Source organism: uncultured Aliiroseovarius sp. (assembly GCF_947492455.1).
GTDB lineage: Bacteria > Pseudomonadota > Alphaproteobacteria > Rhodobacterales > Rhodobacteraceae > Aliiroseovarius.
In genome coordinates this window covers 544127-557862 of the sequence record NZ_CANLNB010000001.1, presented here as the reverse complement: position 1 = coordinate 557862, position 13736 = coordinate 544127, and the positions used below count along the sequence as shown (strand labels likewise).

11 protein-coding genes are annotated in these 13736 nt (G+C 54.8%); 6 read left to right on the top strand and 5 right to left on the bottom strand.

The features are described 5' to 3' along the window. Window positions 1-22: 22 nt before the first annotated feature. Window positions 23-1285 (top strand): FAD-dependent monooxygenase, encoded by a 1263-nt coding sequence (locus Q0677_RS02675; RefSeq protein WP_298905582.1) that lies wholly within the window; start codon window positions 23-25, stop codon window positions 1283-1285. Window positions 1286-1347: 62 nt separating this feature from the next. Beyond that, window positions 1348-2982, top strand: a complete 1635-nt coding sequence (locus Q0677_RS02670) for a sulfatase-like hydrolase/transferase (RefSeq protein WP_298905581.1) — start codon at window positions 1348-1350, stop codon at window positions 2980-2982. Between the two features lie 55 nt (window positions 2983-3037). On the opposite strand, the gene Q0677_RS02665 is transcribed toward Q0677_RS02670, so the two are convergent. Together Q0677_RS02665 and Q0677_RS02660 are read right to left on the bottom strand one after the other, a co-directional pair. Next, the gene (locus Q0677_RS02665; RefSeq protein WP_298905580.1) at window positions 3038-4372 is read right to left on the bottom strand and encodes a Tad domain-containing protein; all 1335 of its coding nucleotides are present in this window, start codon (window positions 4370-4372) and stop codon (window positions 3038-3040) included. Window positions 4373-4382: 10 nt separating this feature from the next. Continuing rightward, the gene (locus Q0677_RS02660; RefSeq protein ID WP_298905579.1) at window positions 4383-4775 is read right to left on the bottom strand and encodes a TadE/TadG family type IV pilus assembly protein; all 393 of its coding nucleotides are present in this window, start codon (window positions 4773-4775) and stop codon (window positions 4383-4385) included. A gap of 516 nt (window positions 4776-5291) precedes the next feature. Here Q0677_RS02660 and Q0677_RS02655 point away from each other — a divergent pair. From Q0677_RS02655 to Q0677_RS02645, 3 genes are all read left to right on the top strand, one after another. Continuing rightward, a complete protein-coding gene (locus Q0677_RS02655; RefSeq protein ID WP_298905578.1) occupies window positions 5292-6785 on the top strand; it encodes a glycosyltransferase family 2 protein in 1494 nt (497 codons plus the stop codon). 62 nt (window positions 6786-6847) lie between these two features. Then, complete coding sequence (locus tag Q0677_RS02650; RefSeq protein WP_298905577.1) at window positions 6848-7801, top strand: glycosyltransferase family 2 protein; 954 nt, start codon at window positions 6848-6850, stop codon at window positions 7799-7801. Window positions 7802-7986: 185 nt separating this feature from the next. Continuing rightward, on the top strand, window positions 7987-8733 hold the full coding sequence (locus tag Q0677_RS02645; RefSeq protein ID WP_298905576.1) for a sulfotransferase domain-containing protein: 747 nt from the start codon (window positions 7987-7989) through the stop codon (window positions 8731-8733). A gap of 19 nt (window positions 8734-8752) precedes the next feature. Here the strand turns inward: Q0677_RS02645 and Q0677_RS02640 are convergent, their stop codons facing one another. Together Q0677_RS02640 and Q0677_RS02635 are read right to left on the bottom strand one after the other, a co-directional pair. Beyond that, complete coding sequence (locus Q0677_RS02640) at window positions 8753-9763, bottom strand: glycosyltransferase family 2 protein (RefSeq protein WP_298905575.1); 1011 nt, start codon at window positions 9761-9763, stop codon at window positions 8753-8755. A 139-nt stretch (window positions 9764-9902) separates the two neighbouring features. Further along, the gene (locus Q0677_RS02635) at window positions 9903-10571 is read right to left on the bottom strand and encodes a hypothetical protein (RefSeq protein WP_298905574.1); all 669 of its coding nucleotides are present in this window, start codon (window positions 10569-10571) and stop codon (window positions 9903-9905) included. Between the two features lie 644 nt (window positions 10572-11215). Between Q0677_RS02635 and Q0677_RS02630 the strand changes: the two genes are divergently transcribed. Continuing rightward, entirely contained in the window at window positions 11216-12523 is a 1308-nt protein-coding gene (locus Q0677_RS02630) for a glycosyltransferase family 61 protein (RefSeq protein ID WP_298905573.1), read from the top strand. On the opposite strand, the gene Q0677_RS02625 is transcribed toward Q0677_RS02630, so the two are convergent. Beyond that, entirely contained in the window at window positions 12512-13252 is a 741-nt protein-coding gene (locus Q0677_RS02625) for a hypothetical protein (protein WP_298905572.1), read from the bottom strand. The genes Q0677_RS02630 and Q0677_RS02625 overlap by 12 nt on opposite strands. Between the last annotated feature and the right edge of the window lie 484 nt (window positions 13253-13736).

Below are 13736 nucleotides of genomic sequence, written 5' to 3'. Positions count from 1 at the left end.
GACGGTAACGACAGGACGACGCATGGACAATCCCAAACAGCGGGGGCAGAAAGAGGGTATGACACATGATGCCGATATCCTGATCGTGGGTGGGGGCCTGAACGGCCCGGCCCTTGCGCTGGCCCTTGGGGACACCGGATTTAAGGTGACCATGATTGATGCGTTGCCGAAGGGTGCACGCGGGGGTGATGACTTTGACGGGCGCGGCTATGCGCTGGCTTTGGCATCGCAACGACTGCTGGTGGCGCTTGGCGTTTGGCCGCAGGTTTCGGAACACGCCCAACCGCTTCTGGACATCCGCATTTCCGACGGTCGCCCCGGTGAAGGCCCCGGCCCGTTTGTGCTGGAGTTCGACCACGCCGAGATCGACGAAGGCCCGATGGGATACATGGTCGAGGACCGCTTCCTATCCCGCGCCTTCTTGGACGCGGTCGAGGCGCATCCGAATGTCACGCTGATTGATCAGGATACGGTGGTGGATCAGGTGATCGACCCTGCCTCGGTCACGTTGGAGCTGGCATCCGGCAAGCGCCTGACCGGGAAGATGGTTGTCGGCTGTGACGGGCGTAGGACTGGAACGGGTGAACGCGCGGGCATCAAGCGGCACGGGCATGATTACGGACAGACATCCTTGGTTTGCGCCATTGATCACGAGCTGCCGCATAACGGCGTGGCTCATCAGTTCTTCATGCCCGCCGGCCCCTTGGCGATCCTGCCGTTACCGGGCAATCAATGCTCGATTGTGTGGACCGAAACACATGACGAAGCCGCGCGGATTCATGCGCTGGACGACGAAGGGTATTTGGAAGAGCTGCGCCCTCGGTTCGGGTCCTTCCTGGGCGAGATCAGCCTGGCCGGAAAGCGGTTCACCTATCCGCTGAACCTGACAGTGGCGAACAGCTTTATCGCGGATCGTCTGGCCTTGGTTGGCGACGCGGCCCACGGGATGCACCCGATTGCGGGGCAAGGGTTGAACGCGGGCCTCAAGGATGTGGCCGCGCTGGCCGAGGTTCTGACCCTGGCCCGTCGACGTGGTGAAGACATTGGCCGTCTGGATGTACTGGAGCGCTATCAGCAATGGCGTCGCTGGGACGTGTCCCAGATGGTGATGATGACCGAGGCAACCAACCGCTTGTTCTCGAACGACAATCCGATCCTGCGCGTGGCCCGCGACATCGGGCTGGGCGCGGTGAACGCCATGCCCGGCCTGCGCCGCAACTTCATCCGCGAGGCCGCTGGCCTGACCGGCGACCTGCCGCGGCTGCTTCAAGGCCGCCAAATCTGATCGCCCATTGCTGATCGGCCTCCCCTGCCCTACCGTGCCGTAAACGTCACGGGAGGACAGGCATGAACATTCTTTTCATCATGTATGATCAGCTGCGGTTTGATTACCTCAGCTGTGCCGGTCACCCGACGCTGAAGACCCCCAATTTCGACCGCGTGGCGGCGCGCGGGGTGCGGTTTACCAACTGCTATGTGCAGTCGCCGATCTGTGGCGCCAGCCGGATGAGCACCTATACCGGGCGCTATGCCTCGTCCCACGGGGCGCAGTGGAACGGCTTCCCGCTGCGCGTCGGTGAACACACGATGGGCGACCACCTGCGCGAGGCCGGGATGGATTGCTGGCTGCTGGGCAAGACCCATATGAAGGTCGATGCCGAGGGCATGAAACGCCTTGGCATCGCGCCTGACAGCGTGATCGGCGCGCGTCAGGCCGAGTGTGGCTTTGACGTTTGGGTGCGTGATGATGGGCTGTGGGCCGAGGGGCCAGACGGGTTCTATGACGAAAAGCACTCGCCCTATAATGCTTATTTGAAATCAAAGGGCTACGAGGCCGAAAATCCGTGGTCAGTGAACGCCAATGCGGGTGTTGAGGATGGCGAGATTGCCAGCGGCTGGATGTTCGACAATGCCGACAAACCCGCCAATATCCGCGAAGAAGACAGCGAAACCGCGTGGCTGACATCTGAAACCCTGCGCTTCATGGATCAGGCCAAGGGGCCGTGGTGTGCGCATGTCAGCTATATCAAGCCGCACTGGCCGTACATCGTGCCCGCGCCCTATCACGACATGTTCGGGCCGGACGATGTGCCCCCGGCGGTACGCTCGGACGGCGAACGACAAGATGCGCAGCCCGTCTTTGACGCCTTCATGCACAACAAGATCGCCGCCGCCTTCCAACAGGACGAGGTCCGCCGCAAGGTGATCCCCGCCTATATGGGTCTGATCAAGCAATGCGACGATCATCTGGGCCGCATCTTGGATCACTTGGACGCCACCGGACAGGCGGATGACACGATGATCGTCCTGACCTCGGACCACGGGGATTATCTGGGCGACCACTGGCTGGGCGAGAAGGATCTGTTCCACGAGCCGTCCGTGAAAGTGCCGCTGATCATCGCGGACCCGCGCCCGTCGGCGGACAGGACGCGCGGCACAACCTGCGACGCGCTGGTCGAGGCAATCGACCTTGCCCCCACCTTTGTCGAGGTGGCTGGCGGGGACGTGGCCGATCACATCCTTGAAGGCCGCAGCCTGATGCCGTGGCTGCGCGGTGAAACGCCAAACTGGCGCAACTTCGCGATCAGCGAGTACGACTATTCGTCCACGCCCGTCTGCGAAAAGCTGGGCGTCAGCCCCCGCGACGCGCGGCTGTTTATGGTCTTTGACGGGCGCTACAAACTGATGCATGCCGAAGGCGGCTTGCGCCCGATGCTGTTTGATCTGGAGACCGACCCGGACGAGCTGAACGATCTGGCGCGTGGGAACGCGCACCAGGACCAGATCGCCCGCCTGTACGACATGCTCGGCCAATGGGGCCGCCGGATGAGCCAGCGCGTCACCAAGTCTGACGCCCAGATCGAAGCGGGACGCGGGCGGTCGATGCGCCGCGGCATCCTACCCTTCCTGAAAGATGGATCGGAAGTGCCGGACGAACTGACCGCCGCCTATCGTGGCCCAGCGCCGAAGGGTCGCGACTAGGCACGAAAAAACCGGCCAGATGCAACGCATCCGACCGGTTCTTCAAAGCATGATCTTAATAAGCCAGACGGAAGTATTCGGCTTCGAAGATGTTGGTCATCCCGGTGCCGCAGAAGCCCATATCACCATTCGCGGTCCCGTCAATTTCGCCACCTGCGATGAAGGACGCGCCCTCGATCCCATTCGCGTTCGCGGTGAACGTGATATCGTCTTTGGCGATAATCTGGCTACCATACACATGGATTTTCGAGGCAACCGACACACTTCCCATGGTCATCAACACGCTACCACCACCATCTGCGCAACCATCATTCTTGCCCAATGTGAAGCTAGAGCTCGAATTGATGGATTTGGGATCCGTGTTGGTCGTTGCGATCACCGAGTTGGTGATCTTCAGCGCCTGACCGAATTTAATTACACAATCAGTCACGATCACCACACTGTCGATGGCCACCGGCTCGTCGATCGTCAGCACACCGTTCTTACCGCAACCGATAACGTGAACCCGATCCTTGGTCAGATCCGACATCATAAGTTTGTCGTTGTTCTTAAGAGTTAGGTACTTAACCGAGTCCAACGGATCAATGAAGTCCGGCAGGTAGTCGGGATCGCGGTCTCTCAAACCCTGAATGGCAATGTGCAGTTTGTTGATAAGGCGCATCCGGTAATAGCCTTCGCGCAGTGCTTGTTGCAGACCCACGTTCTTTTCCCAGCCGGAAGACGGCAAATCAACATCCCCGATGTCAGGCATCGAAACGATGGTGCCCGTTTCAAACGAGTTGTTGTTGTTCAAGGACACGTGGTCGTTCGAATGGATACAGAACCCGTTCTTATAGGCGTTGTTCGACTGCACATCGATGCGATCCTCTGCGACGAATCCTTCTCGGAAACAGGTCGGGCGGAAGGTGACGAACACCGACTGAACCGACATGTCGTAGTTAATAAAGCCCAAAACACGCAGGACGAAGGTCGACACCGGGTTCGACTTCGAATTCAGGCGCGTCGAATAGACATGCACCGCCGACCGCGAGTTCGGGCTAGCGGTAAATGTCTCGGTTGTTGGGTCCCATTTGCCGAAGGTGATGTCTTTTGCTTCGATGACAGTGCCATAGGCCGACTTCGGCATGCTTGCCTCGGCCAACGCCAGCGCCTGAATCTTCGCCTTTGCAGGATCAGTTTCAAAATCACGGCGATACAGCGCGGCATGCGCTGTCAGGTCGGCCGAGATTTGCAACTGCGTGCGCGCGGTCATCAGGTTGTGCATGTCGATCGCCAGCCCCCCGACCAGAACGATCGCGGCAAAAAGGAACAATCCGAAAATCGTGATGGCTCCGTTTTCGTTTTTTCTAAAGTGGCGAATGCGGTTCAGTGCAAAAGTGGTATGGGTCATGGCGGTCACATCAATACTCTACGAAATGCTGCGATGAAGCAGAAATTGAGAAGCCCTCAAGCAGGTTGATTCTTCCATTAAAGACCAGATCTGACACTGGAATTGTCGCCGTCGTGGTGATCACCCCGGTCGACGAATCGATGGTGGTCTTGACTGTCCCGTTGCTGGCAAAGCCCGAGATCCGGTTTTTGATATAGGTCTGCGTGGCAGCCTCGGCCGCGGCCTTATCAAGCCCGCCTCCGATACGCCCCACCGACAACGCGCGGTTGGCATCCTGCACAACGCGCATCGCGATCGATTGCTTGTAGAACACGAAGGACGCGTTGACGATCAGAACGAAAATCATGAACAGCACGGGCAACCACAAAACCGTCTCGACGGTTGCAGATCCATCTTCATTCATAATTTTGTTTTTGGTCCGAATATTCATTATACCTGCTCAAGATTAAGAAAACTCGATACGCTTTAAACCTTAACGGGCAACTTTGCCGGTAAGAAGGAAAAAAGTGCCGGGATTGTGCGCAAATTGTGGCATTTCCACTGACCACCTATACTTTTGGACAGGTAATTACATCGCGCTTGCCCTAAAAAGCAGAATCACTGGTCCACCGGCGCCACATTTACGCCCATCAAATGAACCAATGCGAATCGCTCCAATGCCTTGATCTCGGGGGATATTTCCCTGTCCTTCAGCGATCCGAGCGCAACCAGGCGGTCAACTCCAGATGTCGACCTGCAAAACTCTGTCTTTCATCGCTGGGGCAGCTGCATCTGTGGACATCTAAACTGAGTCTGGTAGTCTATTGGCTGGCTAGAGGGCTAAGCTGCTCCAAAAGATTTACAGGCGACCACATACACTTACACAAACTGACTTGCGCAATCGAACTGGTTTGCTCGGGTGTATAAAGATGGAGGGCGCATGCCCAAGCACCGATTTACGATTATGTCCATGATGAAGGACGAGGGCCATTCGCTTGTGGAATGGGTCGCGTATCACAAGCATATCGGCTTCGATAACATTGTCGTCTACACCAACAATTGCAGCGACGGCACGGATGACATGCTGATCCGTCTGGAAGAGCTGGGATGGGTTCAGCATTTCCGAAACGATGTGCCTGAAGGCAGCAAGCCGCAACCGCACGCCCTGATGCTGGGAACAAAGAACCCTGAGGTTCTTGACAGCGAATGGATCCTGACGATGGACGCGGACGAGTTCGTATCCATCAAGGTCGGGCGTGGTCGGGTGTCAGACCTAGCAGATCGCATCGGTGATGACGTCAGCGCCATTGCCATCACATGGCGGTTCTTCGGCTCGAACGGCGTCACAGATTGGAACCCGGGGCTGGTGACGGAAACCTACACGCATGGCGCGCCTGACAAGTTCCGCAAGGGATGGGGGGTCAAAACCATGTTTCGCCCCTATCGCGATATGAAGCTGGGCATCCATCGGCCGCACATTAAGAAGGCCCGGAAAGAGCCCGCCAATGCAAAGCTGATGCTGGACCAGTTGTGGCTGAACGGATCAGGCAAACCGATGCCGGATGAGTTCTCGCTCTCGGGGTGGCGCTCGACGAAACCGACCCTTGGCTATGACTGGGTGGAACTGAACCACTATGCGGTCAAATCCTACGAAGCCTACCTGCTGCGGCGCGTTCGGGGCAACGTGAACAACAAGCCCGACAAGTATAACGCCGCCTATTTCGCGCTGTTTGACCGGAACGAAAAAGAAGCAACCAATGCGCTTCGTCATCTGCGCGGCACCAAGCGCAAGATGCAAGAAATCCTTTCTGACCCGGTCATGCGCGAGTTGCAGGACAAAGCTTTGGAATATCACGAAGGCCGTGTGCGCATGCTGCGTGAAAGCGGCGAATACGACCCTTGGCTAACCGAACTGAAGCAGGCCTCTGAGGTTCCAATCGACCGGCTGGACGAGGTTCTCTTTGTCCAGCACCTGCCGAAAGAATGGCAGGCGAAGGTAGTAGAGCTGCAAAAGCAGGGCGTGCCGGACGCCGAGATCGCCAAGATGATTTCGCAAACCCAGACCGCAAAGAAGGGCGAGACACGGCGCGAGCTTCTGAAGCTTGCCGGGCAGGACCCGGACAAAACCCTCGACCCCAATCAGCTGACCGGTCGTGGCAACGACGAGAGCGAAAATCTGGCCCAAAATCCCTTCCTTCAGCCCGACGCCGGCTTAAACGAGGCCGCTGCCGGTCTGGGCGTGCCCCTCGCCAAAGAGCGAACGCAAAAGATGCTCTTAGCGGCACAGGCTGCGGACAAAGATGATCCGAAGGTGGCGCGGCTGGTGCGAAAGGTAGAGACCTTCAACAAGATCATTAAAAAGACGGGGCAGGAAAAAGGTGATTCACAGGCACCGAAAAAGCCTGATGACACGCCCGAAACCTCGAATGGATGAGGACAGAGATGACAGGCACAGCCCCCCTTCCTAACGCAGGACGCAAAGTCCTTGTATCCACGATGAAAAACGAGGCCCCCTATATTCTGGAATGGCTCGCTTATCATCGTTCGATCGGCATCGATGATTTCTGCATCTTCTCCAACGACTGCACCGATGGCACCAATCTGATCCTGAACCGATTGGACCAGATGGGCGTGATCCGACACTTCGACAACCCGCAAGGTCCGCGGATGGACCCACAGCGGTCTGCTTATTCAAGAGCAAATAAGATGCCTTGGGTCCGCAGCGCAGACTGGGTCCTGATTGTCGATGCCGACGAATTCCTGAATGTTCATGTTGGCGACGGTAGTGTTGATGCGTTGATCGAAAACTGCGGTGCCCCGGATGCCATTTCGATCAACTGGCGACTGATGGGCTCGTCCGGACATGCACACTGGGACGAAAGCACGCTTGTCACCGAGCGCTTCACGCACGGATCGACCTTCGAAAGACCAGAGAACGGGTTGGTTTGGGGCTTCAAGACCCTGTTTCGCCCCGAGGTCTTTGACTTCTTCGGCGTACACCGCCCGAAGTTCCTTAAGCACCGCGAGATTACCTCCGACATGGCGCGCTGGACCAATGCCGACGGGCGCCCGATGGGCGGGCGCATTCTGGAAAAGGGCTGGCGCGGAAGCAAAGATAACGTGACCGGAAAAGGCGCGCAGGTGAACCACTATGCGATTAAAAGCCGGGAAGAATTTCTGCTTAAGCGGCTGCGCGGCACTGCCAACTCAAAAAACAAAGATCGGATCGATATGGAGTATTTCGGGAGGTACGATATCAACACGAACCCCGACAGCTCGATCCGAACCGATGGCATTCGACCTCTGATGAACAGCTGGCTGGAAGATGCCGATCTGGCAGCGTTGGTACGCGCAAGCCATTACTGTGCACGCCGGGCCTTGGACTATCAGCTGGACATGCCGGAATATCAGGAGTTCGTGGACACTGGGGTGCTCCCAGACAATGCATGAGGGGGGTGCAAGGTCGTGCCTTTGCATACCACGCCAATTTATCTCAGCACGGAACGCGGAAACCAGCGTCTTGATTACTGCTGCCAGAATTTGAGGATTTAACTGTGACCTCTACGAATGACCAAGGCGCCGGAAGGCCGCGTTTTCTCTGTGTTGGGACGCATCACAAAACGGGCACCATTTGGATGCGCCGGACCTTCAGGAAGTACACTGATCCCAACGACATCACCACTGTACGAATGTCGCCGAAAACCGATCTTGCGGAAGCCCTTCCAGAGACTGGCCCGGCGCTTTGCGTCAGTTGGGATTCGCGTTTCCCAACGCAGTTCTACGACGATCCGCGGGCGCGCTTCTTCCATGTGATCCGCGATCCGCGCGATGTCTTGATCTCGGGCTACCGATACCACCTGAAGCCCAATCATTCTCACGAGGCGTGGCTCTACCGTGCGCGACCGAAATTCGGCGGTGCGTCCTACCATCAGAAGATCGCTGCAGAGCCCGACCGTATCTCTCAAATGCTGTTCGAGATGGATGGGAAGCACGCGGGCACTTTAAATGACATGATGGCGTGGCCATACGGGCACCAAAACGTGGTGGATCTTCGCTATGAGCAATTGATCGAAGATCATGACTGCGCGCGTTTCCGTGCCGCCGTCGAGATGATGAATGTTGATGGGTTCGATACGGATGCCTTGGTTCAATCCTATTGGAACAACAGCCTGTTCGGCGGGATCTCAGACCGCGCGAACCGGACGCGCAAAGTTAAAACACACGTCGCCAGCGGCGCACGCGAGCAATGGCGCAGCAAGCTGCCCCGCGAAGTCGCCGAGATCTATGCGCAGAAATATGGCGATGCACTGATCAAGCTTGGCTACGCAACGGACAACAAGTGGGTAGACGACTGTTTGCCCGATGCCGAGATTTCGCTATAGGGCAGTGGCCCAACGCGGATTACTCGGCGGCGGGTGTCGCCTCTTTCGGCGCTGCAAGAAGGCCAGGATTTCGCCGAGTATAGCGCCGGATACGGTTCAGCAATGACCGAACCTGCTCGCTTTCCTTCAGCTCAGCGATCAGCCCATGCGCGTTCTCAACCGCCGCCATGTGCAGTTGTTTCAGTTCTGGATCGCGAAGCAAGTCTTTCTTGGCGGTTTCCAGATCATCTGCGTGCCGCATGATAGACTGATCATGATGATCGTTGTGATCGTACTTGCGCCAATACGTCATTTCATACGGCCGGTCGGGATGCGCAGAAGAGCCGCGAGCCACTTTCAGAAGATAGCTATCAATCGAACGCACAGCATAGTGATTGAGCTGAACCAGACCAAAACCGTAATTCGGGGTGATCAGTGCTTTTACTGTATTCGTCATGTTGACATGCGAAATGTCTTCTCCGGACCCATTCACAGGGCGTAGGTACTCTAACTGATCGGCAGCAAAAACAGGCGAGTGATTTCCCCATGATGTCGGGCGAGACGATTGATGGGTCAGAGTTTTTGTTCCGCGGCGATTCAGGTTGCGCGTATAGCTTCTTTCCAAGTCCCAACCATATTCGAACTGCGAGATTTGCAGATCGTCAACATAGTCAAATTTGCCGCCATGGCCAAAATTCTGCTGTGACAACGAGATCAGATTTGCGTCGGGCACTGCATCGAAAAGATCTTCCAGATGCCCGTTACCCACTTTAATGTTAATGAACTCGTCAACATCCATCGAGACAACCCAATCCGACCGCGCAAGCCGGTTTCCTGTGTTCAGGTAACGCAGCGCGGCGATGATATGCATTCTGCCACCCGTCATCATGGTGGGATTGGGCAAATGCCGGATCAACCCCATCTCGTCGAGGCGTTCAAGCATCAGGTCGGTTCCGTCAGTGCAGGCATTCGAGAACACGATGGGATCATTGATTCCAATCATCCGGTGGTAGGCGACCCACTCAAGAATGAACTGCGCTTCATTTCGCATACACGTGACGGAGGTTATTCGCATCAGTCAGCCTTTCCATGCCGGTTCGGTATCTTATTAGGATATTTCAGCATGCTGTCTTCTTTGCACCGAGTGAATTGATCCTATGGCTATGACAAACGATCATCAGAGGTCGATCTTAGATCAATTGCTGCCGTTTCAAATGTGAAACGTCAATTTTTAGTTCCTGTTGGGCTTTGCCAACAAAGCTCTCTGGATGAGGCCTGTGCACTTTGTGATAGTTGGACAAAGCATGCGCCCAGAGGTGAACCGCTTCGGTTTCCTCTGACATCCATCCCTCGGTCCCACCATAGGGATTGAAAAGCACATCACAGAACTGCCACGGCACCGAATAGTAGGCTTCACGCGCGCGCACTTCAGATACTTCACCCGTGTCCCTCAGCGCATGACCAACCGCCAATGGCCCCATTGAAGATCGCTTTATCTTATACAATCTGGTCAAAAGCTTTCGTTTCGGGGCATCCGCCAATCGCGCACGCAAAACCGGGCGCAGCCACTGAGGGTCGTTATGCGGATTTTCGACATAGTGGATTAGCTGTTGAATAGATGCGCTGTCTCTGGGGGTACGCAAAACCGCATTGCAGATGGATTTGTTCGGCGCTTCATACCCAACAGCGAAACCGTTGCCCGTAAGCGTCATCGGCTTGATCGCGACCATGTCGGTATCGACCCAGATTTCATCGGTCTTTTGCATGAGATACAGGCGAAAAAGATCTGCGACCATGGATGGGCCAGTGTTCTTGAGGATCTCCTCGGGCGGCGTGTAGATCTCGGATGCGTCAGCCACAGTCACGCCCTTCGGGACGCCTTCGACCTTGCCATAGGTATACAGTGTTACACGATGCCCAACCGCCAAGAACGAACAAAGGCTTAGTTGCTCTATCCACGAAAGCGGCCGTCCGGTCCACATCGTGGCGATCGCTGGTAAAGTCATCCAATCTGCCCGAATAATTCACAATGCTCGATGGCTCTCGTTATCATGCATCTAGGCTGAATTAAACAAGTGTTTAATCACCCACGGCCTCTGCTGCCATGTCGGATTTGGGTGAACAAAAACTGGTACCCGTCGATGCCATAAGGTTGACTGCACCCAATTGGAATACTCAGCACTCAATCTTTTCCCAGAAACTGGTGCCCACCAAACGCGGGTTTTCATTGCGGTGTAAGATGGTGGCCCGGTACCACCCTGTTTCGCGAAAACGAACACTTAGGAATAAACTGTCGTCAATCTCGCTTTCAGAACGCCAGAAGGGCGAGGTATGGGAATGTATTGGAGCGAAGGATTAGGCGGGAAGCCCTTTTGGCCTAAGTTTCGCGTTATGTCGAGACATGGTGTTGAATTCGATGTATCGCCTATTAATGAGAAACAACCGATTTGCCGGTAAAAGGTTCTAGTACAACTTTTCCTCGATACAGTAGGAACTGACCACAATGTTCGACCCACTTACTTGTTTTTTTCGACCAGGTCGTGATCAAGGGATCTGGCGCATTTTTGACGACGACCTACGTTGGCGGGCTATTCAGCCTGCGGTAACAGGATCGCATGTGATCGCTGATGAAAGAATTATTACTCGCAAGTGGCGGCGGGCCTTGGCGCAGCGGGGTGCGTACGCACGGATTTCAAACACGTTCGAGGTCCCGGAAACACCAGTTCTGGTAGAAAATCTCTCTGCCAGGGATGGAAAGTTTCTGGTTAGAGAACGTGCAATAATGGTTCAGGGGTCAGGTAGTCGCGCCTTGTCAGAAAGCTTTAAAGGCTGGAAACACAACGGTGGTGATGCTGACGAGTGGGCACGGCGATATGAAGAGTTTCTTTGTGGCGAAGAGGTCTTTGATATTCCGCAAATAAACACGTTACCACATGACGTGCCGATCGTCTTAGATATCACGAATATTCAAAACTTTTTCCACTTCACCAGGGAAGTTCTCGCCCCGCTATCCATTCTAGACCGGCATTCTGAACTTCAAGGCCCGATTATCATACTCTGCAAGCCAAGGCGAAGGGCCGCGTTTGCAGAGAGGTTCATTGCCGAGCTCTTCCCCAAGTTGTTGGGAAGGTGTCGGTTCCGTAGGGGACCATTGGAGCTAGATCGTGCAGTTATAATGTTCAACGCTTTGTTTGCATTTAATCCAGCACAGTTGGCTGGCTCTACCGATGCGCCAGTTTATTCCAACTTGCTCAGTAAATCAGGGCTACCTACCATTGGTGCGCATACCATTCTATCGAGCTTTCGAGCGCTTCGGCGTCATGTTCTTGATCAGCCTGCAAGTGACAGGTCGTTCCCGAAACGCATCTGGATTGGACGCAAAGGGGATGCAAGCAATGACCGATCTATCATAAATGAAGCGGCCCTGCTGAGAATGTTGAGGGATCTCAATTTCGAACCGCTGGCTTTTGAGGACCTGTCATTCAGAGAGCAAGCTGCTGCCATGAACAGTGCCGAAGCTGTAATTGGCGCTCATGGTGCAGGTTTTACAAATATGATGTTTGCCGCCCAGACGACCCAGTGTTTCGAGCTCGGCACACTGCAAACAGCAACCATTCGTTGGGCGGATTTTATGGGGCTCGCGAATACGTCCAGCACGCAGTACCAGCAAATCCTGACGGACTACGAGTATGAAGGGCCGGAACAAATCCCGCCAAATCGCGGAAGAGGCATCTATCCAGTAAGAGTTTCCAACAGCGCCATTGGGCGGCTTGAAAAATTTCTCAATTCCTCACTCGAGTTACCTGTATAGGTCATCGGCATATCCAAGAAAGGTTTCCTGCACTTGGTCCAGCGCGGTACGGATGAAGTCCATGTCCTCGGCAGAGATGTCTGTGGGCGCCTTTCTTGGTTGGTTTGTACCTAAGGCACCTACGCGGTCTGGCCTCTCAAAATCTGTCGTCTTTGCAATGCTGAAGTCATCCGAAAGACGAGAGATGAAGCCAGCCGGGTCCGTGTTGATATACCGGTAATCAACGACGGCGACGTTACATTCCCGTTCAAGGAAGCCCAGAAACCCAGCCGTTTTGACAACACGCAATTCCAAAGGGTTCTTGAAGCGTTTACCGGTAATCGGGTGGCGATCGACCTGATTTGGGACATGCGAGGCGCGGACCATTCCAGAATAGCCCCAACGCGCATGGCCGAAGTCCTTGGGAATGAATTCATCATACCATTCGGTACGCAGAAATTCTGAAAACGGAAGCCCTGAATTTGCCTTTGTGAAAGGGCGGTTGTGGAGGCTGGAGAGCCATGTAAGGGGATCTCGAACAACCACAACGATCAGTCCATGCGCCGCAATACAAGGCATAGAAATCGTACCGTGTTTCCATCCATACCTATTTGTGGGTTCAATGCTCAGATTATCCTTGATGAGCCGATCAAGGTAATTTGTACCCGTCCGACGTTCTCCGAACACTTGAAAGTGTTGGAGCGGAACATCTGTCACGCGTTTGAACTTATAGAATAAGGCGCTTGTCATGTGATCTAGATACGGGAGAATTCAACTCGCACACAACAACTATTATATGATCAATTCTGGCGCCGACTTTTAGACGTCAGCGCCTATCGGACCAAATAGCCGCAATTGATAAGAGAGTGTTCTTGAATACTGGCTTGATCGAACACTGAACGTATTCGAACAACCAATCATTCAATGATTCAAACCCAGCGAAAAATCCATTCTCGCAGGAATTGTTCAACGATTTGTTCTACGGATCGGCGCCCGCAGAGCAGCTTTTCGTTTAACTACAGTATCTTATGGGAAAGATATGGTGCCCAGAAGAGGTTATCCGCAACACGCTTAGTATTTGCTTTCAAAGAGATAATACTGGTGTGATTTCGCTTTGTGTAGTGAATTGTGTAGTGCTAGCTGAAACAGCTCGGGATCTACCGGCGCTATTCAATCTACCTAAGAGAACATTTCCCTAGCGCGTTCTGTCATAGCTTGTTAAGCGGCCTCTGTT

Excerpts from the sequence above, each read along its gene's own strand:
- Q0677_RS02675 (WP_298905582.1), top strand. The coding sequence starts at position 23 with ATGGACAATCCCAAACAGCGGGGGCAGAAAGAGGGTATGACACATGAT.
- Q0677_RS02670 (WP_298905581.1), top strand. The coding sequence starts at position 1,348 with ATGAACATTCTTTTCATCATGTATGATCAGCTGCGGTTTGATTACCTC.
- Q0677_RS02665 (WP_298905580.1), bottom strand. The coding sequence starts at position 4,372 with ATGACCCATACCACTTTTGCACTGAACCGCATTCGCCACTTTAGAAAA.
- Q0677_RS02660 (WP_298905579.1), bottom strand. The coding sequence starts at position 4,775 with ATGAATGAAGATGGATCTGCAACCGTCGAGACGGTTTTGTGGTTGCCC.
- Q0677_RS02655 (WP_298905578.1), top strand. The coding sequence starts at position 5,292 with ATGCCCAAGCACCGATTTACGATTATGTCCATGATGAAGGACGAGGGC.
- Q0677_RS02650 (WP_298905577.1), top strand. The coding sequence starts at position 6,848 with ATGAAAAACGAGGCCCCCTATATTCTGGAATGGCTCGCTTATCATCGT.
- Q0677_RS02645 (WP_298905576.1), top strand. The coding sequence starts at position 7,987 with ATGCGCCGGACCTTCAGGAAGTACACTGATCCCAACGACATCACCACT.
- Q0677_RS02640 (WP_298905575.1), bottom strand. The coding sequence starts at position 9,763 with ATGCGAAATGAAGCGCAGTTCATTCTTGAGTGGGTCGCCTACCACCGG.
- Q0677_RS02630 (WP_298905573.1), top strand. The coding sequence starts at position 11,216 with ATGTTCGACCCACTTACTTGTTTTTTTCGACCAGGTCGTGATCAAGGG.
- Q0677_RS02625 (WP_298905572.1), bottom strand. The coding sequence starts at position 13,252 with ATGACAAGCGCCTTATTCTATAAGTTCAAACGCGTGACAGATGTTCCG.